This window comes from Shewanella sp. LC6 (assembly GCF_006385735.2).
GTDB lineage: Bacteria > Pseudomonadota > Gammaproteobacteria > Enterobacterales > Shewanellaceae > Shewanella > Shewanella xiamenensis.
In genome coordinates, this window is sequence record NZ_CP043903.1 from 156,131 (window position 1) to 179,176 (window position 23,046).

Here is a 23,046-nt window from a genome sequence, read left to right on the forward strand (position 1 = left end):
AACTATCAGGTCAAGTCTGCTTTTATTATTTTTAAGCGTGCATAATAAGCCCTACACAAATTGGGAGATATATCATGAAAGGCTGGCTTTTTCTTGTTATCGCAATAGTTGGCGAAGTAATCGCAACATCCGCATTAAAATCTAGCGAGGGCTTTACTAAGCTTGCCCCTTCCGCCGTTGTCATAATCGGTTATGGCATCGCATTTTATTTTCTTTCTCTGGTTCTGAAATCCATCCCTGTCGGTGTTGCTTATGCAGTCTGGTCGGGACTCGGCGTCGTCATAATTACAGCCATTGCCTGGTTGCTTCATGGGCAAAAGCTTGATGCGTGGGGCTTTGTAGGTATGGGGCTCATAATTGCTGCCTTTTTGCTCGCCCGATCCCCATCGTGGAAGTCGCTGCGGAGGCCGACGCCATGGTGACGGTGTTCGGCATTCTGAATCTCACCGAGGACTCCTTCTTCGATGAGAGCCGGCGGCTAGACCCCGCCGGCGCTGTCACCGCGGCGATCGAAATGCTGCGAGTCGGATCAGACGTCGTGGATGTCGGACCGGCCGCCAGCCATCCGGACGCGAGGCCTGTATCGCCGGCCGATGAGATCAGACGTATTGCGCCGCTCTTAGACGCCCTGTCCGATCAGATGCACCGTGTTTCAATCGACAGCTTCCAACCGGAAACCCAGCGCTATGCGCTCAAGCGCGGCGTGGGCTACCTGAACGATATCCAAGGATTTCCTGACCCTGCGCTCTATCCCGATATTGCTGAGGCGGACTGCAGGCTGGTGGTTATGCACTCAGCGCAGCGGGATGGCATCGCCACCCGCACCGGTCACCTTCGACCCGAAGACGCGCTCGACGAGATTGTGCGGTTCTTCGAGGCGCGGGTTTCCGCCTTGCGACGGAGCGGGGTCGCTGCCGACCGGCTCATCCTCGATCCGGGGATGGGATTTTTCTTGAGCCCCGCACCGGAAACATCGCTGCACGTGCTGTCGAACCTTCAAAAGCTGAAGTCGGCGTTGGGGCTTCCGCTATTGGTCTCGGTGTCGCGGAAATCCTTCTTGGGCGCCACCGTTGGCCTTCCTGTAAAGGATCTGGGTCCAGCGAGCCTTGCGGCGGAACTTCACGCGATCGGCAATGGCGCTGACTACGTCCGCACCCACGCGCCTGGAGATCTGCGAAGCGCAATCACCTTCTCGGAAACCCTCGCGAAATTTCGCAGTCGCGACGCCAGAGACCGAGGGTTAGATCATGCCTAGCATTCACCTTCCGGCCGCCCGCTAGCGGACCCTGGTCAGGTTCCGCGAAGGTGGGCGCAGACATGCTGGGCTCGTCAGGATCAAACTGCACTATGAGGCGGCGGTTCATACCGCGCCAGGGGAGCGAATGGACAGCGAGGAGCCTCCGAACGTTCGGGTCGCCTGCTCGGGTGATATCGACGAGGTTGTGCGGCTGATGCACGACGCTGCGGCGTGGATGTCCGCCAAGGGAACGCCCGCCTGGGACGTCGCGCGGATCGACCGGACATTCGCGGAGACCTTCGTCCTGAGATCCGAGCTCCTAGTCGCGAGTTGCAGCGACGGCATCGTCGGCTGTTGCACCTTGTCGGCCGAGGATCCCGAGTTCTGGCCCGACGCCCTCAAGGGGGAGGCCGCATATCTGCACAAGCTCGCGGTGCGACGGACACATGCGGGCCGGGGTGTCAGCTCCGCGCTGATCGAGGCTTGCCGCCATGCCGCGCGAACGCAGGGGTGCGCCAAGCTGCGGCTCGACTGCCACCCGAACCTGCGTGGCCTATACGAGCGGCTCGGATTCACCCACGTCGACACTTTCAATCCCGGCTGGGATCCAACCTTCATCGCAGAACGCCTAGAACTCGAAATCTAACGTCCGTTCGGGCATCGAGGTCCATGTCGGGGTGGGACGGGCCCGTGGCTTCAAGATCACTTGCAGTCCGACCGCGATGTCTTGGTTGCGCGAGAGGTTGTCGATATCCTCCACTTCCATCATCAACCCTGGATAATGCCGCCGCCGTCATCGCCGCCGACGCCCGTGCCGGGCTTTTCGGGCCTGTCAGGCTTGCTCGGCCTTCAGCCTGCCTGGGCGAGATCTCCGGCGGACGGATTAACGGCGGAGCTTCGCCGCCTTTCGTGCGTGTGAAGGCCGAAGATAGTTCTCTCAAAAACATCCGTTTATGAGAGATACCAAATGTCATTTTCAGAAGACGACTGCACGAAATATCAAAAGTCGACCGCACGGTCTTTTCTGACGTTGGAGTCGCCTCAGAAAACGGAAAATAAAGCACGCTAAGGCGTAGTTCCCTCGGGCTACACCGCGTCCGCACTGCGCGGTTCTTTCTTCCCTTGCAGTGACGCAATCAGCGGGCAGGAAACGTTCCCCTTCCGCGCATGGCAGGCGCACACCAAATCAGACAGCACGGCCTCCATGCGCGCCAGGTCAGCCATCCTCTCGCGCACGTCCTTGAGCTTGTGCTCGGCCAGGCTGCTGGCTTCCTCGCAATGGGTGCCATCCTCCAGCCGCAGCAGCTCGGCGATCTCATCCAGGCTGAAGCCCAACCGCTGGGCTGATTTCACGAAGCGCACCCGCGTTACATCCGTCTCGCCATAGCGGCGAATGCTGCCGTAAGGCTTGTCCGGTTCCGGGAGCAAGCCCTTGCGCTGATAGAACCGGATGGTCTCCACATTGACCCCGGCCGTCCTGGCGAAAACGCCAATGGTCAGGTTCTCCAAATTGTTTTCCATATCGCTTGACTCCGTACATAACTACGGAAGTAAGCTTAAGCTATCCAATTCAGATTCGAAAGGACAAACGTATGTCTGAACCTCAAAACGGGCGCGGCGCGCTCTTCACTGGCGGGCTGGCCGCCATCCTCGCCTCGGCTTGCTGCCTCGGGCCGCTGGTTCTGATCGCCTTGGGGTTCAGCGGCGCTTGGATCGGCAACTTGACGGTGTTGGAACCCTATCGCCCCATCTTTATCGGCGTGGCGCTGGTGGCGTTGTTCTTCGCCTGGCGGCGCATCTACCGGCCGTCAGCCGCCTGCAAACCGGGTGAGGTTTGCGCGATTCCCCAAGTGCGAGCTACTTACAAGCTCATTTTCTGGGGCGTGGCCGTGCTGGTTTTGGTCGCGCTCGGATTTCCCTACGTCGTGCCATTTTTCTATTGATCACAGGAGTTCACCATGAAAAAGCTGCTTTCCGCCCTTGCCCTCGCTGCCGTTGTTGCCCCCGTGTGGGCCGCCACCCAGACCGTTACGCTGTCCGTACCGGGCATGACCTGCTCGGCCTGTCCGATCACTGTCAAGAAGGCGATTTCCAAGGTCGATGGCGTCAGTAAAGTTGACGTGACCTTCGAGACGCGCGAAGCGGTGGTCACCTTCGATGATGCCAAGACCAGCGTGCAGAAACTGACCAAGGCTACCGAGGATGCGGGCTACCCATCATCAGTCAAGAACTGATCATGAAAGACCCGAAGACACTGCTGCGGGTCAGCATCATTGGCACAACCCTCGTGGCGCTGTGTTGCTTCACCCCTGTTCTGGTCATTTTGCTCGGTGTGGTCGGCTTGTCCGCGCTGACCGGCTATCTGGACTATGTGCTGCTGCCTGCGCTGGAGATTTTCATCGGCTTGACCATCTACGCCATCCAACGAAAACGCCAAGCCGATGCCTGCTGCACCCCGAAATTCAATGGAGTAAAAAAATGACCGAAATCACCGTGAATGGCATGACCTGCACATCCTGCGCCTCCCATGTCAAAGATGCTTTGGAAAAGATTCCCGGCGTGAATGCCGCTGTGGTGTCCTATCCAGAAAGCCGCGCGCAAGTCATGGCAGACACCGCCGTGAGCCACAACCAACTGCTGGCCGCCATCGCCGCATTGGGTTATCAAGGCTCGATCCGGGTTGGTGATTTCAAAGATGAACCAAAAATCCGTGATGCACTTGAGGGCGCCGGTTTGCATATCGCCATCATTGGCAGCGGCGGGGCCGCGATGGCGGCGGCGCTGAAGGCCGTCGAGCAAGGCGCGACGGTCACGCTGATCGAACGCGGCACCATCGGCGGCACCTGCGTCAATATCGGCTGTGTGCCGTCCAAGATCATGATCCGCGCTGCCCATATTGCCCATCTGCGCCGGGAAAGTCCGTTCGACGGCGGTATTGCGGCAACTGTGCCTGCGATTGACCGCTGCAAACTGCTGGCCCAGCAGCAGGCCCGTGTCGATGAACTGCGGCACGCCAAATACGAAGGCATCCTGGACGGCAATCCAGCCATCACCGTTTTGCACGGTGAAGCGCGTTTCAAGGACGACCAGAGCCTGGTCGTCCGTTTGAACGAGGGTGGCGAGCGCGAGGTAACGTTCGACCGCTGCCTGGTCGCCACCGGTGCCAGTCCGGCCGTGCCGCCGATTCCGGGCCTGAAAGAGTCACCCTACTGGACTTCCACCGAAGCGCTTGTCAGCGACACCATTCCCGCACGCCTGGCCGTGATCGGTTCGTCGGTGGTGGCGTTGGAACTGGCGCAAGCCTTTGCCCGGCTCGGCAGCCAGGTCACGATCCTGGCACGCAGCACCTTGTTCTTCCGGGAAGACCCGGCCATCGGCGAGGCCGTGACAGCCGCTTTCCGCGCCGAGGGCATCGAGGTGCTGGAGCACACGCAAGCCAGCCAGGTCGCCCATGTGAACGGCGAATTCGTGCTGACCACCGGACACGGTGAATTGCGCGCTGACAAGTTGCTGGTTGCCACCGGTCGGGCACCGAATACGCGCAGCCTCGCGCTGGACGCGGCGGGGGTCACTGTCAATGCGCAAGGGGCCATCGTTATCGACCAAGGCATGCGCACGAGCAACCCGAACATCTACGCGGCCGGCGACTGCACCGACCAGCCGCAGTTCGTCTACGTGGCAGCGGCCGCCGGCACCCGTGCCGCGATCAACATGACCGGCGGCGACGCAGCCCTCAATCTGACCGCGATGCCGGCAGTGGTGTTCACCGACCCGCAAGTCGCCACCGTGGGCTACAGCGAGGCGGAAGCGCACCACGATGGCATCGAGACCGACAGTCGCACGCTGACACTCGACAACGTTCCGCGAGCGCTTGCCAACTTCGACACACGCGGCTTCATCAAGCTGGTCATCGAGGAAGGTAGCGGACGGCTCATCGGCGTGCAGGCGGTGGCCCCGGAAGCGGGCGAACTGATCCAGACGGCGGTGCTCGCCATCCGCAACCGCATGACGGTGCAGGAACTGGCCGACCAGTTGTTCCCCTACCTGACAATGGTCGAGGGGTTGAAGCTTGCGGCGCAGACCTTCAACAAGGACGTGAAGCAGCTTTCCTGCTGCGCTGGATAAAAAAAGGAGGTTTTCAATGAGCGCCTACACCGTGTCCCGGCTGGCCCTTGATGCCGGGGTGAGCGTGCATATCGTGCGCGACTACCTGCTGCCCGGATTGCTGCGTCCGGTGGCGTGCACCCCGGGCGGCTATGGCCTGTTCGATGATGCCGCCTTGCAACGGCTGTGCTTCGTGCGGGCGGCCTTCGAGGCGGGCATCGGCCTGGACGCGCTGGCGCGGCTGTGCCGGGCGCTGGATGCTGCGGACGGCGATGAAGCGGCCGCGCAGCTTGCCGTTCTGCGCCAGTTCGTCGAGCGTCGGCGCGAAGCGTTGGCCGATCTGGAGGTGCAGTTGGCCACCATGCCGACCGAGCCGGCACAGCACGCGGAGAGTCTGCCATGAACAGCCCCGAGCGCTTGCCGTCCGAGACGCACAAACCGATCACCGGCTACCTGTGGGGCGCGCTGGCCGTGCTCACCTGTCCCTGCCATTTGCCGATTCTCGCCATTGTGCTGGCCGGCACGACGGCCGGCGCGTTCATCGGAGAGTACTGGGGTATCGCAGCCCTCACGCTGACCGGTTTGTTCGTCCTGTCTGTGACACGACTGCTGCGGGCCTTCAAAGATCGATCATGAGCGCTTCCCATTGAGACAAACCACGCTGTCGCTACGTTGCCTCATGCCGGCATCAAATTCGGCTGAGTAGCTTCTCGCCATCTGGACGTAGCTCACCCTTGGGTGAAACATGCCGATACAGGGTCTGCCGCGTGACGCCAAGTTCCTGGCACAGGTCGCCGACCTTGGTCTCTGGCTGACCCATTGCCGCCATCGCCAGCCGCAGCTTGGCGGCGGTCATCTTGAACGGCCGGCCGCCTTTCCGCCCGCGCGCGCGGGCCGAGGCTAGGCCGGCAATCGTGCGCTCCGCGATCAACTCGCGCTCGAACTCGGCCAGGGCGGCGAAGATGCCAAAGACCAGCTTGCCGGCGGCGGTCGTAGTGTCGATGGCCGCGCCGTGCCCGGTTAATACCTTCAAGCCGATGCCGCGCCCAGTCAGGTCGTGCACGGTGTTGATGAGATGTCGCAGGTCGCGTCCGAGCCGATCCAGTTTCCACACGACCAGTGTGTCGCCAGTTCGCAACGCCTTCAGGCAGCTCGTCAAGCCGGGCCGATCCTCGCGCATGCCGGATGCCTGGTCCTCGTAAAGATGTACTGGATCGACCCCGGCGGCAATCAGCGCGTCGCGCTGCAAATCGGTAGCCTGGGAGCCGTCCGCCTTCGATACCCGCATGTAGCCTATCAGCATGTCGTACCTGTCACATATACGTTCGATTATGTGACAGTGTGCACCGGAAAGTTCTGGTCGTCAAAATTTGTCACTTAACCCGTCATTCTGTCTAAGACATGCAAAGGGTCCATCAGGCACGTAATGTGACAGGAATTCCGGGGGGATGCCTTCCTTTGCGAAGGTGGCGCGCAACTGTTCCAGGGAAGCGGGGTCGCGCCGACCATAGGAAGCCAACGCGAACAGCGAGCGTGCCGTCTCGGGGTCGTGCCGCGCTTCAATGATGGCCTCATCGATGGCCTGGACTGCCCGTTGCCAGTGATCGACGGGTTCGGGCTTCGGCGTTTTCGCCGACAGGCCACTGGTGAAACCGGTTTGGGGTTCGGACCAGAACAGCTTTGCATGCTCGCCCGGCGGGCTTATATCCCTCATCTCAATCAAGCTGATTGCCGTTGCCGCCGCCTCCAGCATCTGCAACCGTACTGCCGGGTTCAGGGTTTCATACGGTCGCCACAGACTTTGCCCAGCACGCAGCGGATGCCCGCAGCCTTCCCAGACTTGGCGGAGATACCCCGCGCAGGTTCCGCACGTCGAAAGCGGGGTGTTCAGCTCATCGAGCAGCGTGCGTAGTAGCCGAAACCACAATCCAGCGTGGATGCGTCGGCGCGGCAGCTCCACATGGCCGGTCGTCAGTGCCTGCCAGGTGCGCCGGTCCATCACCGCAATCGCGTCGCTGGCGGTGCGCGGCGCAGTGTCGGCGTTCTCCCAGCCGAGAAACCGCCCAGGCACGCCCCAATAGGATTCCAGCCAGCAGCCATGCAGCGGGCAGCTCAGCATCAGGGGCAGCTTCCATGCAAGCAGTACGGCTTGGTTTGCCGGGTCGTTCAGACAGAGCGGGCAGGCGCGATGTATCGGCTGGCTGGGCAGCCAGGCACGCCAGCTCGTGATGGATCGCGTCCTACGGCGGAGTTTCGGCAGCAGCACCGAGAGCTGGAACGCATAGGTTTCCAATGCGTCTGGAATCTGATCATCAAGGCTGTCCAGTAGCCAAGGCACCCAGCCGGCGAAACTCATGCAACGCAGCCGGTCCGGCTCGATGCCGCTCCGCTGGGAGAGCATCGCCAGCAGCGCCAGTGGTGGCGCGGTGTCCAGGTCATCAACCTGGCCGTGACCAAGATCGTGCTCCAGCAGCTCGGACACCTCCATGTGATAGCAAAGGGCCACGCGGTTGAGCCACGAAGACAAGGCTTCGCCTTCCCTGGGAGCCGGATGCAGTGGCCAGTGTGGCGCTGGCTTCACATCAGTTCCCGCTCGAATTGCCGCCGCCGCTCGCTGGGACCGGTGTAATCGGCCATGCTGAGCGTGCGATGGTTGATCGCTTCCTCACCGCTCTCCACGGCAGCGACGGCCGCCGCCATCAACAGGTGCGCCAGCTCGCCGATGGTGCCCTCGCTGCGCGTGAGCAGGTAGCGGGCCATATCCAGCGTGGCAATCGACGAGGGTCGCCGCAGCGGGAGCGAAGCCGCGAAGCTGGCCAGCAGTGAGCAGCAATCGTCGTTGGCCTCCCACACCGGCAGCATCATCGGCTCGAAGCGGTTTTCCAACTGGTCGTCCGAGCGGATCGCCAAGTAGGCATCGCGTGTGCCGACCCCGACCAGCGGGATGCGCAGCTCGTTGCCGAGGAAACGCAGCAGGTTGAGGAATTCCCGGCGGTTGACGCTGTTGCCGGCCAGGACGTTGTGCAATTCGTCGATCACCAGCATGCGCACGCCGACCTTGCGTAGCAGTGCCAGCGCCAATTGCTCCATTTCCGGCAGCCGTGGGCGCGGGCGCAATGGCGCGCCCATCGCGGCAAGTAGCGCGACGTAGAAGCGGATTACCGACGGTTCGGATGGCATCTGCACGACCAGTACCGGAATGTGCTCCTGGTCGGCGTCGGAGCTGGCCGGGTGGGTGCGGCGGAATTTCTCGACGATCATCGACTTGCCGTTGTTGGTTGGACCGACCAACAGCAGGTTGGGCATGCGTTGTTTGTTCGGCCACGCATACAGGGCTTCCAGCCGATTCAGCGCCTCGACTGCTCGCGGATAGCCGATCCAGCGGTCAGCGCGAAGGCGATGGATGCGTTCGTCCGCCGGAAGACGGGCCAAGCCCTGGGCCACCGGCATCAGGTGGGACAAGTCGATGATGGGATATTCTTCCACGGCTACCACTCCTCAATCTGGTCGAACGGTTTGGCAGGTGGCTGGTTGTCTGCCTGCGGGTCAGCCATGTCCGCGTCCGGTGGTGGCGTGGTTTTGAAAAGAACTGCCGTTGCCTTGAGATGCTGGCGTCGATCCGCGTCGCGCCGCGCCTTGCGCGTAGCTTTCTGCGCGGTGGACACGATTTCGCGCATCTGGCCGATCATGCGAAACAGCGCCGACTCATCCACCTGTTCGCGCCCTTGCTGCCGCAATTTCGCCAGCGCCTGTCGTTGTTCCCAGAGGGTGACAGCCGGGTGCGACAAGGTGCGGTATGGAATTTCCAGATAGTGCTGCCCCTCCGGCTCCAGCACCCAAATGCGGCTGATGTCGCGCGGGTCGCGCCGGATCAGGAACGCAGGCAAGCGGTCGCGCCGAGCTATCCACGGCTTGAGCGCATCGGCGTAGTAATGGATGTGGTCGATGACGAAGCCGGTGCGGGTCAGCGTGCGGCGGATGATGGGCAGAAAATCGACCAGAAAAGCCGTGGTGCGAGTGATGACGGTTGGCACGCCGGTCCGCGCGATAGCTTCGGCCCAGCGCGCTGCCGGCGGCTGGAGCAGGCCGTTGTGCACGGAGCCGTGGTAGGTGCCGACCGCCAATGTGAGCCAGCGCTCCAGCTCACGCAGCGTCAGGGCGGCCTTGTTTTCGGAATCGTAGTCGCCGCGCTGGTCAGGGTTGGAGAAGGTCGTCCCTGGCAATTCGTCGTGGATCATCTGCATCGCCGTGCCGATGATCCGTTCCACGATGCCGCCGTAGTGCGGCTGCCCGAGCGGGCGATAGTCAAGCCGGATGCCATGCTGCTCGCAGCCTCGGCGTAGCGCTTCGCTCTTGAACTCGGCCGCGTTGTCCAGGTAGAGCAGCCTGGGCTTGCCGCTCATCGGCCACTCCATTTCTATGTTCAGACCCTCCAGCCAGGGACGCTTGTCGCAGGCGACATGCACAAGGCACAGGCCGACCGAAACAGATGACGGCGCTTCCAGCGTGACGACCATGCCGAGCACGCAGCGGGTAAACACGTCGATGGCGATGGTCAGATACGGACGGCCAATCGGTTGCCGGTCGCGCTCGTCCACCACGATCAGGTCGATGACCGTGTGATCAATCTGCACTTGTTCCAGTGGCGCGGTCACGGCGGGAGGCTCACCACCGACACCTTGCAGGCTGCGGGACGCATCCTGACCTTCCCGGCGGCGAGTGGCCTTGAGCGGATCGAGGCCGGCGATCCGCAGAGCCACGGTGTTGCGCGCCGGCGCCCGCAGCTTTTGCGCTTTGCAAGCCTGCGCGACCTCGCGGTGGAACGCTGCCAGGCTACGCTTCTGCTTGGTCAGGAAGCGCTTTTGCAGCAACTCGCGGATGATGCGCTCAACTGATTCCGGCAAGCGTCCCTTGCCTTTTCCGCCGCCGGATCGGCTGCGAGCCAGGTCCGTCACAAGCCCAGCACCTTGCCGGGCACGGCGGATTAGGACATACACCTGCCGCCTGGACAGGCCAAGCGCGTGAGCAGCGGCATCGGCGGCTTCATGCCCGACCACATCAAGCGCTGCCAGCGGCCCGATGATTTCCGCCCGTTGCCGGGCCTGCGCCCAAGCCGCATCGGGCAGGGTGGCCACGCCTTGCTCGGCAATCAATGATGTGTCTGACGCCATGCTCACACCTCGCTTTGGTGCACACGAGTATTGAGCATAGTCGAGATTGGTGCAGATGACTTCTGATATTGCGTTGTCAGGAGTCGCCTGCACATCTGGCGTTACGCCCCGTCAATTGGTGCAGTCGTCTTCTGAAAATGACATATGGTTCCACTTGCACATCTCGCGGAGCGGGAAATTATTTGATGTAGTGAAATAGGGAGGGCACCATGAAAAATGATGTTCGGCGGCTATCTATTTTGTCAACTGATGAAATAGATGAACTGTTTGGATTACCTCATTTCTCAGATGATGATCGTCGATTATATTTTGACTTAAGTGCTAAAGAGCGCGAGCTATTCGACAATACCCGAACGTTTTCTGTGGCAGCCCATTTAGTATTGCAACTGGGCTATTTCAAAGCCAAACGGCAGTTTTTCAGTTATGAACAAGAATCGTCAGTACTAAATGACTTGGATTACATTGCCGCGCTGTACTTTCCCACCAAAACGCTTTCAAGACTGAAAAGTCCCTCAAGACCGATTAGGGCTGAACAACAACGAGCAATTCTTGATTTATTCCAGTATAAACAATGTGATAATGAGGTAAAAGTTGATTTGGAAGATAAAGCACAGCGGGTTGCGATGTTATCGACACAACCTATCTTTATCTTTCGTGAATTAACCCAATACTTAGCATTACACCGTATTGTCATGCCCAGTTATCGGTATATGCAAGAGATGATTGGTAGAGTGGTGGCTTATGAACGCACCCGTATTGCTCGATTACTTAGCACTTGCATGACTTCACTTATCGATCAGCAATTAGCGGCTTTGCTTCGGGCTGAGTCAGGAGTATTTCGCGTCAGCGCATTAAAACATGAAGCTAAAGATTTCAGTTATAAAGAATTGCGACATGAAGTCGCACGGCGGCAGTTTTTCCAGCCTCTACATGAGTTTGCCAAGCAGTTCCTCATAACAGCGGGGATCTCCAATGAAAGCGGCAAGTATTATGCTTCTATGGTTAAGTTTTATACCACTTATAAACTTCAACGCATGAAAAAAGAGACTGCACAGTTCTGAAGAATCCCCTGATGATTTACAAATAAATCATCAAATTAGAGTGGAAGCGCATCTTGTTGCATGATCAAATGGTTTCGCTAAAAACTACACTTGGACAACAAGATGCGCGAAGCCAATATCCTACAACATTCTTTACACCAATACTGCCCAGAACTTCACCTAAAACGATTAAACAGCTTGATGCTGGCCTCTAAGGCACTGATTGAATGTAAGACACTGACCTTGACTGAGTTAGGTCGAAATTTACCAACCACGGCCCGAACCAAGCACAACATCAAGCGCATTGATCGTTTGCTCGGCAACACGCATCTGCATCAAGAACGGTTAGCTGTCTACCAATGGCATGCCAGCCTCATCTGTTCTGGTAACCCTATGCCGATTGTGCTCGTCGATTGGTCAGACATCCGAGAGCATAAACGCATCATGGCTCTGCGCGCCTCAATAGCCTTCAATGGCCGCTCTATTACCCTGTATGAGAAGTCCTATCCCCTATCAGAACAATGCTCTAAGGCCTCCCACAACGGTTTTTTAGCGGACTTAGCCAAGATTTTACCTTTGCATGTTACCCCTCTCATCGTGACTGACGCGGGGTTCAAAGTGCCTTGGTACAAAGAGGTTGAGGCGCATGGTTGGTTTTGGCTAAGCCGTATTCGCGGTACAGTTCAATTTGCAGATATTGGCGCTGAAAATTGGCGTGCAGTTCGCAGTACACATGACTTGGCCAACGGTCAAGCGAAGAGCCTGGGTTGTAAGACCTTGACCAAAACTAACCCTATCAATTGCCATCTCACGCTTTATCGTAGCAAACCTAAGGGGCGTACAAATCAGCGTTCAACGAGGACTAATTGCCACCATCCATCGGCAAAAACGTACTCAACATCGGCGAAAGAGCCTTGGGTGTTAGCCAGCAATTTACCACCAGAATCTCGGAGCCCAAAGCAGCTGGTAAACCTGTACGCCAAACGTATGCAAATAGAGGAAACCTTTCGTGACCTCAAAAGCCCGGCATACGGCTTTGGCTTACGCCAAAGTCGTACCAACAGTCCAGAGCGATTCGACATCATCCTACTGATAGCGTTGATGGTTCAATGCCTGTTGTGGCTAGTTGGTTTACACGCACAGCAACAGGGCTGGGATAAGCATTTTCAGGCCAATACCATTGGGCATCGAACGGTACTCTCAACGATTCGCTTGGGATTGGAGGTGCTCAGGCGGCCTGATTATCAAATCACGGAGAAAGAATTGCTGGCGGCCTGGGTATTATTCGCCAATCAGTTGCTCAAATATGGCTATGCTATGGCTGATTTATGAGGGGATCCTTCAGTGCACAGTTATATCTGCTGTTTTTTGCTTTTCATCGGTTTCAGCAAATTAATGACAACTTAATTGAAGCATTGCTCCATTGGGTCGATCAATACGAGAAACAGGCCAAGCGTGCCGCTGAAGAAGCAATGAATAATGCGGTTACCAATGCAGCGAAAAATTTACAGGCTGCGGGTCATGTATTGAGCCTGTTTACGGATGACACCATCACCGATGACACACCTTTTTCCATTATTAAAGAAAAAGCCTATGCATTGCTTGAACAAGAGAGATTCCCATTAGTTGCTGATTACTTACGCAATATTGCTTTCGACAAAACGGCATTTGAATGGTCACATTACACAAAATTATCCGCCACATTCAAACGTAACTTAAGGCAACTTTTTACTGATCTGGATTTTGCCGGACGTGTAGAAGACTCTCCTTTGCTTGAAGCTATCGCGTTTTTACAAAACTTATTGCGCACAGAAAAATCACCAAGGCAAACTGACCCTAATTCATTTCCGACTGAGATTATTCCTAAAGGTTTACGCCGATATTTGTTTAGTAAAGAGGGCAAAACATTTAAAACGCTTGATGTAGATCGCTATGAGTTTTTGGTCTATCGCCTACTACGCAACTCACTGGAAGCGGGTGATGTGTACGTTAAACATAGTAATGAATTTCGCCGCTTTGAAGATGACTTAATAAGCGATCTTAGATGGCAGGATAAAGAACGAGTATTGCAAGATATTGGTGCACCCATTTTATTGGCCCCTATCCAAGATACTCTGGCTGTATTTCATACTATGCTAGCAGCACGTTATAGTGCGATTAACCAACATATTTCTGATGGGGTCAACAAACATATTAAAGTAATTGGGGCTGCCGAAAAGCGTCGTTGGAAGCTGCTTTATCCGAGCAGTGATGAATCCGTTAATAGCGATTTTTACAGCCAGTTACCAGGAATTGGTATTGCGGATCTACTGTGGTTTGTTGCGGGTAATACTGGATTTTTAAATGCATTTACCCATGTATTAGATCGTTATGTAAAGCATGAAGCTGATCCCCGTGAAATTTTCGCCTGTATTGTTGCGATGGGAACAAACATGGGGTTAGCAAAAATGGCTGAGGTTTCAGGCCTTAGCTCAGCATCAATGGCGGGGACATCAAGAAATTATCTACGCTTGGAGACATTACGAGCGGCTAATGATGCGATTAGTAATGCGACCAGCCAGCTACCCGCATTTCATCTCTATGATATTCAGGACACACTTCATTCAAGTAGCGATGGTCAGCGGATAGAAACGCAAATTAACACCCTTAACGCTCGATATTCTCCCAAGTATTTTGGTTTACAGAAAGGTGTCAGCGCCTACACGTTGGTTGCAAATCATGTTCCTATAAATGCAAAGATTATTGGGACTCACGAACATGAAAGCCATTACGTTTTCGATTTATTGCATAACAATACCTCTGATATAAAGCCAGAACGGCATTCCACTGACACCCATGGCACCAATCAGGTTAATTTTTGGATTTTGCATGCATTTGGATATCATTTTGCACCTCGTTATCGTGATTTGCATAAGAAAATGGATACGTTAGTCGGCTCACAACATCCCAATGAGTGTGGTGACTGGCTAATAAAGCCTGCCCGAAAAACCAACGATGAATTGATTGAACGTGAATGGCCCAATATTCAACGGATCATGGCATCGCTAGCTCAAAAAGATGTTACTCAAGCCACGATTGTTCGCAAACTCTCGAGCTATTCGCGTCAGAATCAGACCAAGAAAGCATTATGGGAGTTGGAAAACATATGCCGAACGCTATACATTCTCGACTTTGTCGACGATGTTGGCTTACGTCAATGTGTACAAAAAGCATTAAATCGTGGCGAAGCCTATCATCGTCTTAGACGAGCAGTTGCATTTGTTAACGGTGGAAAATTCAGAGTAAAAACAGAAGAGGAGCAGCAAATATGGAATGAATGCTCTCGGCTCATCACCAACGCGGTCATTTACTACAACACAGTGCTGCTATCTCGTGTCTATGAACAGAAGCAAACAGTAGGAGATCAAAATGCACTGGCTCAGCTTCACAGTATTTCGCCCGTTGCATGGCAGCACATCAATATGTATGGCAATTTTGAGTTTAGTCCATCAACCTCAAAAATAGATATCGATGCATTGGTTGCTCGATATGCTGAACCAGAATATTGGAAGCAAGCGCTGATTGAGAACGAGAATTCAAGTGAGTGATTTTAGAATTTAAAGCTAACTTTACATTTTTGGCGCGTTGGGCAAATTTAGCCAAAATCGCGTCATGGCAACTCAAAGGGAGAATCATAGACCATGCCATCAATTAACCCGTTATCAAATGCACTGGGCAATTTATCACTCAACGCGAACCGTTCACTGCTTGATCCCAAACAGTATGAGGGATTTACCGTAAAAGTAGGGAAAGAAACCAGCCAAAACGGGGTATTGGGTGGCGTTCTAAGTCAGGATGATTATGATAAATTTAAAGAGATAGTAAAAGATATCAATGTTAAAGATGCCAGCCGCAATGATATGCTCACTCTTTACAGAGGGCTTATCGACGCAAAACTTCTGACTTACGAACAAGTCAATTTCGGATATATATCTGGCTCAGTAGAATTTGGCCCTGATGGCAAGGGGATAAATCAAGACGCAAAATACAATCAATGGGATTTTCAGCAAAAACAACTTCCCACATATGCCGGAAGTGAATTTAACGGGAGTCGTGGTGGCGCAATCAATTCCATGAAGCTCATCGCTGCTGTTGCAAATGCTTCACCAGTTACCGGGGCTACTGTAGCGAAAGAAACCTATTCTCCGCAAGATCGCAACTATTCAAGCGGTAATTCATCAAGCTACCAAGTCAATTTCTCTGAGCTGGCACAGCGCCTATCTCGTGGTGAAAGCATTGAAGAACTGAATGTTCCTAAAGATGTGGACATTGCTGAACTGATCAAGCAACTTGAACAAATGGCCCAAGCGCAACGTTCGGCAAAAGCCGTAGAGCCACAGGACTCAAGGGCAGTCTCACAAGGGTGACGGACGCATGAGCATCATCACATCGTCAACCGGCATCATGTCCGTACAGCCTGCGCAGACCATCACAACGGGCAGTGCGCAGTCTCCCCTTGGAAATACTCAGCCAGATGACGCAGGCTCTGTAAAAATTTCAATGGCTGGCCTTATGATGGCTGGGCAAGCCAACAAGAAAACATCAGGGAAATACGACGACATTGAAAATAGCGGCCTCCCCGATGAAGTGCAGCGCATTCTGAAAATGATCCGCGACCTTAAAGAAAAGCTCAAGGCTGAACAGGAAAAACTCCAACAGATCATGAACGATGCCAGCCTTAGCGACGAAACGCGACAGGTGAAAGTTGCGCAGAGCCAGGCAATGATCAATGCGCTATCTGGAGCGTTGGCAGATGCAAATCAAATGCTGGCAAAAGTTACCAAAGACCTTAACTTAAGCAAAGAAGATTTAGTGAAGGTGGCAGCGCTTGCAATGAAGTAATGATGCCCATTTCGATACGCCGAAGACCGAAGCCGCGCAGGTCAGGCTGGATATGAGCGTCCGGCTGGCGGTCATCCTCTACCGCAACGAGCAGGGCATCGTGGTTCCGCCCCAGGTTTTGGCGACGGACAATAAGAGGGTCCGCCGGGATTCTGGGAATATCCGCCAAAACAGACTTAACTATTAGATTTAATGGCTATTTTAGTTCTAATTCAGCAACGGCTTAGAGTATGGTATGTAATACGCATGGTACACTTATTACATACTAAAATACTCTGTACACACCTTAAAAATTGCCGATTCCTAAGAGTAGATAATCCTGAATTATCTATTCTCATCACGAAAAAGCTTGATTTGGTGGGCTCTGTTAGTACGTAATAGACGTTGTTTAAGAGGGCTGACGCTCAGTGGAACGAAAACATTTCCAGAATCCCGGCGGCGCCTCAATAACGGTTCAACTTATGTCATGTTCCGCGCCACAGCAGGCGCAACGCCAGCGAATGTTCCTGCCGTGCCTGGACAGGCGATCACCCAGGGCGTTGAGGTGCAAGGGTTGCAGGCAGGGTATGTTCTGGCGCCATGAGCACGACGAAAACTTACGCAAAAAAATGCAGAAAAAACAGCCAGGAAAGCTAAAGAATTCTCATTTACCGCCGTTAATTTAGATGTTCTTCCGCTGCCGGGGAGACCTGGCAGGTCAGGTACTTGCCTGAATGCTGAGGGACAAGCGCTGTAGAGATTATCAACCTTAAAAGGACATTTTATGAAACTCGCTAAACTGTTCGGAGCAGCCGCTCTCTTCGCGTCGATGGTCGCAACCGCCCACGCGGCCAATACTACTGTCACCGTTAAGGTGAAAAACTCCACCACCACCGAAGCAGCATACACTTACGAGTACTTCTCAGGTAGCGTCTCGCCGACGCCAGGCTCGATCCTGCCGTCCAATACAACAACTTTCTACCTGACCAGCGTTGCAGATACGGTTTCTGGCATGCGCTTCGTCTACGCTTCCGGCAACAAGAAATGCCGTTTTGCGGCATCGCACCAGGTCAACCCAAGCACCAAAGTACCGAGCTGGACCAAGACCGGCACCAGCATTGGCACCACTCGCGCCACCTGTAATGCCAACATCACTGCGGCCCAAGCTGGGCTTCCGTACAACTATACAGTCGAATTTGAAATCAAGTAATTCGGCATTTCTCTAGGCTCTCTGGCCGGGGATAGCTATGCTGTTATCTCCGGCTTTTGGAGTATTGCTATGAATATCACGATCAAATCCTATCAGGCGAGCATTCCCGCACAAGTGCCTGCCCAGGAAATACCGCGTTCGGACAACACTACAAAGTCCATCGCTGAAAACACCAACTCGAGCACTGCCGCAACCGTCTCAATATCCAGCTCCGCACAAGCCCGCTATATCCAGAGCAGCGCAACCGAGCGCCAAGCTGCCATGTCGCAAGGTGAATTAAAGCAGCTACACTCAAGTACATGGTCTGATATATACAATTTCAGCCAACTTCTCGGCAGCAAAAATTACAATAAAGATGATTTGCTACCACAAACAGATGATCCCGCACGATTGGAACTGGGAAAAAAATCTCTGGAATACGCCATTTCCCTTCATCAATCCCCCCCGGGGAATGCTTCTAACCCTTTTGCTGGAATGGCCCGAAATGATCTGAGTGCCGTGGTCTATGATGACTCCGGAACATACACCATGGCCGAGCGATATGCTGCCTCAGCAGAACTCCGCATGCAGGACGAGGCATATTTCTCCAGCCTGTCAGCCAAACTAACAAATGGTGGCGATAATCGTGATTTTTTCAAAAGCATTCTGGACTACTTCGATGATCTGCCTCCGGTAGAAAAGGCAGCCTACCCGGATGGTTACAGGGACAGCATCGACAGTCTGTATCAAGAACAGCTGGATCAATGGGGACCGCTCGCCCTAATCAAACAAGCAACCGAGGAAGACACCGAGAAACTCTCTGAAAGCATCTTCAAAGAAGGTCAGTCATCGCAGGAAATGCTGCAAGCCGTCCTGGAGAAAGCGATTGGGCTTTCTAAGGCACAATAAACCATGAACATCTCGATCAAATCTTATCAGACGAGCATTCCCGCAAAAGCGCCTGCTCAGGAAGGCTTGCGATCGGAGAACACTACAAAGTCCACTACTGAAAACACCAACTCAAGCACTGCCGCAACCGTTTCAATATCCAGTTCCGCTCAGGCACGCTATATTCAAAGCAGTGCTATCGAGCGACAGACATCCATGTCACAAAGCGAGTTGAAGAGCCTATATGCAAAAGGACAGAAGGATATTTATAATTTCGGACACCTTATTGCAGGCGGGAGCTATAACAAAGACGACTTACTTCCAAAAACAGACGATCCCGCTCGATTGACTTTAGGCCAGAAGTCTCTGGATTGGGCCATCGGGCTATCCCAATCCCCGCCCAAGCATCTTTCCAATCCGTTCGCAGGCATGGCTCGAAATGATTTGAGCGCCATTGTCTATGATGATTCGGGAACTTACACAGAAGCAGAACGATATGCCGCTTATGGGGAACTTAGCCCGGATTTCTCATGACCGCATAAACAAAAACGGCTGAAAGCCTTATGATTCTTGTCGCCAAACAAAGCCCCATAAGTCTTCAGCCGCGCACAAAATGCTACCAGAAAAACTCCACTTTTCACCCCTCTCTCGCCGCCTCGTCGAGGCCTCTTTCACCGGTGGTCACATCACCTCGGATGCGGGCTTGTTGCTGCTGCGCGAGGTCGACCGGCAACATGGCTTGACCCGCCGCCTGGCCAAAATCGTTCCCGATCGGCGTGATCCTGGGCGTGTCCAGCATGGACTGCAGACACTGCTCGCCCAGCGTATCTATGCACTGGCCGCCGGCTACGAGGATCTCAACGATCATGACGGCCTGCGCCATGACTACGCGCTGCAGACTGCGGTCAACCGCCTGCAACCGCTGGCCGGCAAATCCACTCTGGGGCGCCTGGAACAGCAAGCCGATCGCGAAACGGTGGTGCAAGCCCATCGCCTGCTGTGGGAGCACTTCATCGCCCAGCATGACCAGGCGCCGGCTGAGATCGTGCTCGACTTCGATGCGACCGATGTGCCGGTGCATGGTGATCAGGAAGGGCGCTTCTTCCATGGCTATTACGACCATTACTGCTTCCTGCCGCTCTATGTGTTCTGTGGTCGCCATCTGCTGGTGAGCTATTTGCGCCCGAGCAACATCGATGGCGCCCGACACAGTTGGGCCATCCTGGCACTGCTGGTCAAGTTCATTCGCCGCTTCTGGCCAGAGACCCGCATCGTGTTCCGCGGTGACGGCGGTTTTTGCCGACATCGCATGCTCGACTGGTGTGACCGCAAGCAGGTGGATTATGTGGTGGGTCTGGCCCGCAACACCCGCCTGCAGCGGATGGCGGCGCCGGCCATGCAAGCGGTCGCCGAGGCCTACCAAGAAACCGGGCAGAAGATGTCCGGCGTGTATCGCTTCCTCTATCAGGCCGGTAGTTGGCGTAGGCGCCGCCTGGTCGTGTCGCGCCTGGAACATGGCGAGCAGGGTGCCAATCCACGCTTCATCGTCGTGTCCCGCTTTGCCGAGGATGCTGCCCAGCAGTACTACGAAGACTACTGCGGCCGTGGCGACATGGAGAATCGGATCAAGGACCAACAGTTGGATCTGTTCGCCGACCGCACCTCCAGCCCACGCTGGTGGACCAACCAGTGGCGGCTGATGCTGTCGGCCTTTGCCTATGTGCTGTTCGAACGGCTACGCGATCATCTCCAGGGCACCGCATTGGCGCGCATGAGCATCCATAACCTGCGCTTGAAACTGCTCAAGATCGGTGCGGTGATCATTCGCAACAGCCGGCGCATCCGCGTGCTGATCAGCGAGGCCTATCCGCATCAGGAACTCTTTGCGGGGCTGGTTGCCCGCCTCAAGCCGACCTGAACAGGCGGGCGCCCCCGGCCCGGCTCAATGGGGGAAAGGGGGCAGTGCGCCCCATACGCGGGAATTGAATAAAAAACGATCAATTTTTAGCGGTGGAAGGCAGGTTGTTGATACACCGAGGCTTCACCGGCCACGCCTGCCGGCCTCATGAGAAATCCGGGCTAGTCAGGCCCCTAAAGGAGGCGCTCGTGAAAAAAATTATTCCGATCTCAGTGTTTTCCGTAATTCTATTGGCGCACACAAATATTTCACAGGCCTCAATGCGCTGTGGAAATAACTTGATTAATGAGGGTTTCAGTAAATTTGAGGTGATCCAGAAGTGTGGGGAGCCAAAAAACAGGGAAATCATTGATCCTGTAATCGGTAGCAACAACAAGACTCCGAATAAGTCCGTAAGCGTTGAAAACTGGGTGTATGGCCCCAGCAATGGAGTGTACCGCTATCTGAAATTCATTGACGGGGTTTTAGTGAAGATTGAGAGTCGTCGCCAGTGAGGGCACACAGGGCGCTTGGCCCCTGGATTTTCATCGGCCTGATAGAGAAAACGGCAAAACCGTAGCTCACTCACCGACCGCAATCTTTTGCGCGCGACCTCAGTTTTGTCTCTCCCGCCCTTAGCGTACGATTTTATCCGAATTCTGCGGGCTCCCCTTGATGCGGATGCCGTTGAATAGCCTCTACGTGTGGGTAGGTTCAAGGGCGTAGCCCACCGAGCCTATCCACGCGGCCAGTCCGGCAAGATCGGACGCGGGAAGCCCGAAACCGGCAAGGTTTCGCGGTCGCCGAAGGCTTGAAATCCACCACTCAAACACTGGAAACACGCGAGGACGACAACCGCTTAACCGCCGCAACGAAGTCGAGCCGCAAGAGGTGCATAGCCAAATCAATCGCACCGCCACCACCTTTGTCTGCACGGGTATCGAAAAACTTGGCACCAGTCACCAGCAGCTCGAAAACCTGGCCACCAACCGCAACATGCAACCGGATCGTCGCCGCATCCTTCACAGGCTGAAAATCTGGATCGCGCTTCCAATGCAACCCGAGGGCATCAAGAGCTTTTGTCACAACCATCGACCGAAGCGACTCCAGCAGCTCAGGGCTAAATGATCTCTTTGCCATCACCAACAATCCTCTATCCATCACCCCGAGGGGGAAGCCGCCCGATGGGCGGCAGGGCTACTACTTCGCGCCTTCGGCGCTGCGCGGGATGATGGATAAGTCCTGCGGACTTACCCACAACCCTTGCGGCTACTCGCATTTAAAAATGCAGGGCTACTCAAAAGCGGAAGCCCCCCCGGACAGCACTACGAAGAATCGACAGACTCCAAATCCAACCCCTTCGCGATCCAATCAACCACCGAGGAGCGGGGGGCAGATACCTGATGTACACCATGCTTAACATCTGATCTGGGTGCTGCGACCACTTCCAGCACTGCGACAACTGCTGGCTTGAGCACTTCGGTAAGGACATGCTTGTAGGCCGCGACGGTTTGGCGCGAAAGGCCCGCCAGACGCGCAATAGCGGCTTGAGTGAGGGCTTCCCCCTTCTGCTGGAGCTGGCGGCACGCAGCTCGAACCTTGGACTCCGTGGCCTTTTGCCTGACCTCGTGCGTGCGTGCGGCTGCAAGTCGCTGCCGCTCAACCAGCGGCAAGTCCTTGTCGAGCTGCATCACGCCTCGATGGCAGCGGCTATCGCCTCTGTAGCGATCCCACGTCCAACGGGCGACTGATTTCACCGTGGCCCGCAGCGAGGACCACGACAGGTCTTCGGAGAAACCGAAATGCTGGAAGTTGGCTAAATTTGCCCAACGCGCCAAAAGTGTAAAGTTAGATTTATGCACGAGGTAACAACTTGTTTTCAATATCAAATACACCTTAAACCTAAAAATTAAAAATTTGCCATAATCTCTTTAGAGATTTTGATAACCGACTTATGATAGTAGTTTTGATAGGTGATAAATTACTCTATCAAATTGTATACATTTTGATAAGGTGCATTTTTGACTTTTATCGCCCAACTGGTGTAAATTGAGCGAATCGAACGATTCGTTTAAAGGTGATAAATGAACACTCTTTCAGCCAATGAAGCAAAAATTCACTTTGGAGATTTGTTGCTCAAAGCTCAACAAGCTCCAATCCAAATTAATAAAAATGGCAAGCCTGTGGCCGTTGTTATTTCAGCTGATGCGTACCAAAGTATCGAGACACTAAAATTACATTTGCTTCAATCCAAAGCGGTGAAAGCCATGACTGACATCAAAATGGGCAATTTGGTTGATGGTAATACCTTTTTTGATGAGCTGGCCGCAGGGCAGTATGACTAATGCCGGTAACTTATCATTTAACGCCCGATGCACAATCTGATCTGATAGGTATTCACCGCTTTACGTTAGCCCAATGGGGAACGACTCAGTCGAAGACATATTTATCAGGACTTAGACAAACGATTCAGCTGCTGGCTGAAACACCCACCCTTGGGAAAAATAGACCCGAGGTACGCGTGAATGTGTTTAGCTTCCCTTATTCAAGTCATGTCATCTATTACATCCAACATGAGCATCAATTCGTTGTATTTGGGATCTTACATAAAAGTATGGTTCCACTTGCACATCTCGCGGAGCGGGAAATTATTTGATGTA

26 protein-coding genes and 3 pseudogenes are annotated in these 23,046 nt (G+C 54.7%); 22 read left to right on the top strand and 7 right to left on the bottom strand.

The genetic code is table 11. The annotated features are described in order from the left end of the window. Positions 1-74 precede the first annotated feature (74 nt). The 3 genes from FJD32_RS23255 to FJD32_RS23265 all read left to right on the top strand — a co-directional run bounded on the left by FJD32_RS23255 (position 75) and on the right by FJD32_RS23265 (position 1,883). Positions 75-422: a quaternary ammonium compound efflux SMR transporter QacE delta 1 gene (locus FJD32_RS23255; protein WP_000679427.1), complete on the top strand. Its 348-nt coding sequence runs from the start codon at positions 75-77 to the stop codon at positions 420-422. Continuing rightward, positions 416-1,255 carry a sulfonamide-resistant dihydropteroate synthase Sul1 gene (sul1, locus tag FJD32_RS23260; protein WP_000259031.1) on the top strand — a complete coding sequence of 280 codons (840 nt, stop codon included), beginning with the start codon at positions 416-418 and terminating at the stop codon, positions 1,253-1,255. The genes FJD32_RS23255 and sul1 overlap by 7 nt, the downstream gene beginning before the upstream one ends. 127 nt (positions 1,256-1,382) lie before the next feature. Further along, a complete protein-coding gene (locus FJD32_RS23265) occupies positions 1,383-1,883 on the top strand; it encodes a GNAT family N-acetyltransferase (protein WP_000376623.1) in 501 nt (166 codons plus the stop codon). Between the two features lie 440 nt (positions 1,884-2,323). Here the strand turns inward: FJD32_RS23265 and merR are convergent, their stop codons facing one another. Continuing rightward, a complete protein-coding gene (gene merR / locus FJD32_RS23270; protein ID WP_000429838.1) occupies positions 2,324-2,758 on the bottom strand; it encodes an Hg(II)-responsive transcriptional regulator in 435 nt (144 codons plus the stop codon). A 71-nt stretch (positions 2,759-2,829) separates the two neighbouring features. On the opposite strand from merR, the gene merT reads away from it, so the two are divergent. The 6 genes from merT to merE are packed head-to-tail and all read left to right on the top strand — an operon-like array spanning position 2,830 to position 5,977. Next, on the top strand, positions 2,830-3,180 hold the full coding sequence (gene merT, locus FJD32_RS23275) for a mercuric ion transporter MerT (protein WP_001294667.1): 351 nt from the start codon (positions 2,830-2,832) through the stop codon (positions 3,178-3,180). Between the two features lie 15 nt (positions 3,181-3,195). After that, positions 3,196-3,471 carry a mercury resistance system periplasmic binding protein MerP gene (gene merP, locus FJD32_RS23280; RefSeq protein ID WP_000735441.1) on the top strand — a complete coding sequence of 92 codons (276 nt, stop codon included), beginning with the start codon at positions 3,196-3,198 and terminating at the stop codon, positions 3,469-3,471. A 2-nt stretch (positions 3,472-3,473) separates the two neighbouring features. Beyond that, on the top strand, positions 3,474-3,719 hold the full coding sequence (gene merF, locus FJD32_RS23285; RefSeq protein ID WP_032481323.1) for a mercury resistance system transport protein MerF: 246 nt from the start codon (positions 3,474-3,476) through the stop codon (positions 3,717-3,719). Then, the gene (gene merA / locus FJD32_RS23290; RefSeq protein ID WP_032481322.1) at positions 3,716-5,362 is read left to right on the top strand and encodes a mercury(II) reductase; all 1,647 of its coding nucleotides are present in this window, start codon (positions 3,716-3,718) and stop codon (positions 5,360-5,362) included. Before merF ends, merA begins: the two co-directional genes overlap by 4 nt. Positions 5,363-5,378: 16 nt before the next feature. Then, positions 5,379-5,744: a mercury resistance co-regulator MerD gene (gene merD, locus FJD32_RS23295; RefSeq protein ID WP_140907294.1), complete on the top strand. Its 366-nt coding sequence runs from the start codon at positions 5,379-5,381 to the stop codon at positions 5,742-5,744. Continuing rightward, positions 5,741-5,977, top strand: a complete 237-nt coding sequence (merE, locus tag FJD32_RS23300) for a broad-spectrum mercury transporter MerE (protein ID WP_001087809.1) — start codon at positions 5,741-5,743, stop codon at positions 5,975-5,977. Before merD ends, merE begins: the two co-directional genes overlap by 4 nt. 52 nt (positions 5,978-6,029) lie before the next feature. On the opposite strand, the gene FJD32_RS23305 is transcribed toward merE, so the two are convergent. Genes FJD32_RS23305 through FJD32_RS23320 form a run of 4 tightly spaced genes read right to left on the bottom strand, consistent with a single transcriptional unit; the run spans position 6,030 to position 10,512 of the window. After that, on the bottom strand, positions 6,030-6,644 hold the full coding sequence (locus FJD32_RS23305; protein ID WP_000904941.1) for a recombinase family protein: 615 nt from the start codon (positions 6,642-6,644) through the stop codon (positions 6,030-6,032). Between the two features lie 60 nt (positions 6,645-6,704). Continuing rightward, entirely contained in the window at positions 6,705-7,922 is a 1,218-nt protein-coding gene (locus FJD32_RS23310) for a TniQ family protein (protein ID WP_000801210.1), read from the bottom strand. After that, positions 7,919-8,827, bottom strand: a complete 909-nt coding sequence (locus tag FJD32_RS23315) for a TniB family NTP-binding protein (RefSeq protein WP_000393453.1) — start codon at positions 8,825-8,827, stop codon at positions 7,919-7,921. The genes FJD32_RS23310 and FJD32_RS23315 overlap by 4 nt, the downstream gene beginning before the upstream one ends. A 2-nt stretch (positions 8,828-8,829) precedes the next feature. Next, complete coding sequence (locus tag FJD32_RS23320) at positions 8,830-10,512, bottom strand: DDE-type integrase/transposase/recombinase (protein ID WP_010791757.1); 1,683 nt, start codon at positions 10,510-10,512, stop codon at positions 8,830-8,832. A 46-nt stretch (positions 10,513-10,558) separates the two neighbouring features. On the opposite strand from FJD32_RS23320, the gene FJD32_RS25320 reads away from it, so the two are divergent. From FJD32_RS25320 to FJD32_RS23370, 11 genes and pseudogenes are all read left to right on the top strand, one after another. Next, positions 10,559-10,711 (top strand): NTP-binding protein, encoded by a 153-nt coding sequence (locus FJD32_RS25320; RefSeq protein WP_345890730.1) that lies wholly within the window; start codon positions 10,559-10,561, stop codon positions 10,709-10,711. 10 nt (positions 10,712-10,721) lie between these two features. Next, positions 10,722-11,567, top strand: a pseudogene (locus tag FJD32_RS23325) (DUF4158 domain-containing protein); the annotation flags it as partial. 108 nt (positions 11,568-11,675) lie between these two features. Next, positions 11,676-12,884, top strand: a complete 1,209-nt coding sequence (locus FJD32_RS23330; RefSeq protein ID WP_001206290.1) for an IS4-like element IS10A family transposase — start codon at positions 11,676-11,678, stop codon at positions 12,882-12,884. A gap of 11 nt (positions 12,885-12,895) precedes the next feature. Then, a pseudogene (locus tag FJD32_RS23335) lies at positions 12,896-15,139 on the top strand (Tn3 family transposase); the annotation flags it as partial. A 93-nt stretch (positions 15,140-15,232) separates the two neighbouring features. Then, positions 15,233-15,958, top strand: a complete 726-nt coding sequence (locus FJD32_RS23340; RefSeq protein WP_102053792.1) for a hypothetical protein — start codon at positions 15,233-15,235, stop codon at positions 15,956-15,958. Between the two features lie 7 nt (positions 15,959-15,965). Continuing rightward, positions 15,966-16,433 (top strand): hypothetical protein, encoded by a 468-nt coding sequence (locus FJD32_RS23345; RefSeq protein WP_079890275.1) that lies wholly within the window; start codon positions 15,966-15,968, stop codon positions 16,431-16,433. Positions 16,434-17,196: 763 nt separating this feature from the next. Further along, positions 17,197-17,622, top strand: coding sequence for a hypothetical protein (locus tag FJD32_RS23350; RefSeq protein ID WP_075123233.1), 426 nt, complete (start codon positions 17,197-17,199; stop codon positions 17,620-17,622). 69 nt (positions 17,623-17,691) lie between these two features. Continuing rightward, a complete protein-coding gene (locus tag FJD32_RS23355; protein ID WP_197731400.1) occupies positions 17,692-18,510 on the top strand; it encodes a hypothetical protein in 819 nt (272 codons plus the stop codon). Positions 18,511-18,513: 3 nt separating this feature from the next. After that, positions 18,514-19,023 carry a hypothetical protein gene (locus FJD32_RS23360; protein WP_181159865.1) on the top strand — a complete coding sequence of 170 codons (510 nt, stop codon included), beginning with the start codon at positions 18,514-18,516 and terminating at the stop codon, positions 19,021-19,023. A 79-nt stretch (positions 19,024-19,102) separates the two neighbouring features. Next, entirely contained in the window at positions 19,103-20,407 is a 1,305-nt protein-coding gene (locus tag FJD32_RS23365) for an IS1380-like element ISPa33 family transposase (RefSeq protein ID WP_010793081.1), read from the top strand. Positions 20,408-20,595: 188 nt separating this feature from the next. Beyond that, on the top strand, positions 20,596-20,901 hold the full coding sequence (locus FJD32_RS23370) for a DUF2845 domain-containing protein (RefSeq protein ID WP_209000265.1): 306 nt from the start codon (positions 20,596-20,598) through the stop codon (positions 20,899-20,901). A 310-nt stretch (positions 20,902-21,211) separates the two neighbouring features. On the opposite strand, the gene FJD32_RS23375 is transcribed toward FJD32_RS23370, so the two are convergent. Further along, positions 21,212-21,526: a hypothetical protein gene (locus FJD32_RS23375; protein WP_039920606.1), complete on the bottom strand. Its 315-nt coding sequence runs from the start codon at positions 21,524-21,526 to the stop codon at positions 21,212-21,214. A gap of 185 nt (positions 21,527-21,711) precedes the next feature. Next, positions 21,712-22,239 (bottom strand): annotated as a pseudogene (locus FJD32_RS23380) (replication protein A); the annotation flags it as partial. Between the two features lie 231 nt (positions 22,240-22,470). Here FJD32_RS23380 and FJD32_RS23385 point away from each other — a divergent pair. Both FJD32_RS23385 and FJD32_RS23390 read left to right on the top strand, forming a co-directional pair. Continuing rightward, positions 22,471-22,731, top strand: coding sequence for a type II toxin-antitoxin system Phd/YefM family antitoxin (locus tag FJD32_RS23385; protein WP_011638898.1), 261 nt, complete (start codon positions 22,471-22,473; stop codon positions 22,729-22,731). Further along, positions 22,731-23,042: a type II toxin-antitoxin system RelE/ParE family toxin gene (locus FJD32_RS23390; RefSeq protein ID WP_011638897.1), complete on the top strand. Its 312-nt coding sequence runs from the start codon at positions 22,731-22,733 to the stop codon at positions 23,040-23,042. Before FJD32_RS23385 ends, FJD32_RS23390 begins: the two co-directional genes overlap by 1 nt. Positions 23,043-23,046: the final 4 nt, after the last annotated feature.

Bases quoted from the DNA above. Each gene is read 5' to 3' on its own strand.
- FJD32_RS23255 (WP_000679427.1), top strand. From the start codon at position 75: ATGAAAGGCTGGCTTTTTCTTGTTATCGCAATAGTTGGCGAAGTAATC.
- sul1 (WP_000259031.1), top strand. From the start codon at position 416: ATGGTGACGGTGTTCGGCATTCTGAATCTCACCGAGGACTCCTTCTTC.
- FJD32_RS23265 (WP_000376623.1), top strand. From the start codon at position 1,383: ATGGACAGCGAGGAGCCTCCGAACGTTCGGGTCGCCTGCTCGGGTGAT.
- merR (WP_000429838.1), bottom strand. From the start codon at position 2,758: ATGGAAAACAATTTGGAGAACCTGACCATTGGCGTTTTCGCCAGGACG.
- merT (WP_001294667.1), top strand. From the start codon at position 2,830: ATGTCTGAACCTCAAAACGGGCGCGGCGCGCTCTTCACTGGCGGGCTG.
- merP (WP_000735441.1), top strand. From the start codon at position 3,196: ATGAAAAAGCTGCTTTCCGCCCTTGCCCTCGCTGCCGTTGTTGCCCCC.
- merF (WP_032481323.1), top strand. From the start codon at position 3,474: ATGAAAGACCCGAAGACACTGCTGCGGGTCAGCATCATTGGCACAACC.
- merA (WP_032481322.1), top strand. From the start codon at position 3,716: ATGACCGAAATCACCGTGAATGGCATGACCTGCACATCCTGCGCCTCC.
- merD (WP_140907294.1), top strand. From the start codon at position 5,379: ATGAGCGCCTACACCGTGTCCCGGCTGGCCCTTGATGCCGGGGTGAGC.
- merE (WP_001087809.1), top strand. From the start codon at position 5,741: ATGAACAGCCCCGAGCGCTTGCCGTCCGAGACGCACAAACCGATCACC.
- FJD32_RS23305 (WP_000904941.1), bottom strand. From the start codon at position 6,644: ATGCTGATAGGCTACATGCGGGTATCGAAGGCGGACGGCTCCCAGGCT.
- FJD32_RS23320 (WP_010791757.1), bottom strand. From the start codon at position 10,512: ATGGCGTCAGACACATCATTGATTGCCGAGCAAGGCGTGGCCACCCTG.
- FJD32_RS23330 (WP_001206290.1), top strand. From the start codon at position 11,676: ATGCGCGAAGCCAATATCCTACAACATTCTTTACACCAATACTGCCCA.
- FJD32_RS23340 (WP_102053792.1), top strand. From the start codon at position 15,233: ATGCCATCAATTAACCCGTTATCAAATGCACTGGGCAATTTATCACTC.
- FJD32_RS23345 (WP_079890275.1), top strand. From the start codon at position 15,966: ATGAGCATCATCACATCGTCAACCGGCATCATGTCCGTACAGCCTGCG.
- FJD32_RS23350 (WP_075123233.1), top strand. From the start codon at position 17,197: ATGAAACTCGCTAAACTGTTCGGAGCAGCCGCTCTCTTCGCGTCGATG.
- FJD32_RS23355 (WP_197731400.1), top strand. From the start codon at position 17,692: ATGAATATCACGATCAAATCCTATCAGGCGAGCATTCCCGCACAAGTG.
- FJD32_RS23360 (WP_181159865.1), top strand. From the start codon at position 18,514: ATGAACATCTCGATCAAATCTTATCAGACGAGCATTCCCGCAAAAGCG.
- FJD32_RS23365 (WP_010793081.1), top strand. From the start codon at position 19,103: ATGCTACCAGAAAAACTCCACTTTTCACCCCTCTCTCGCCGCCTCGTC.
- FJD32_RS23375 (WP_039920606.1), bottom strand. From the start codon at position 21,526: ATGGCAAAGAGATCATTTAGCCCTGAGCTGCTGGAGTCGCTTCGGTCG.
- FJD32_RS23385 (WP_011638898.1), top strand. From the start codon at position 22,471: ATGAACACTCTTTCAGCCAATGAAGCAAAAATTCACTTTGGAGATTTG.
- FJD32_RS23390 (WP_011638897.1), top strand. From the start codon at position 22,731: ATGCCGGTAACTTATCATTTAACGCCCGATGCACAATCTGATCTGATA.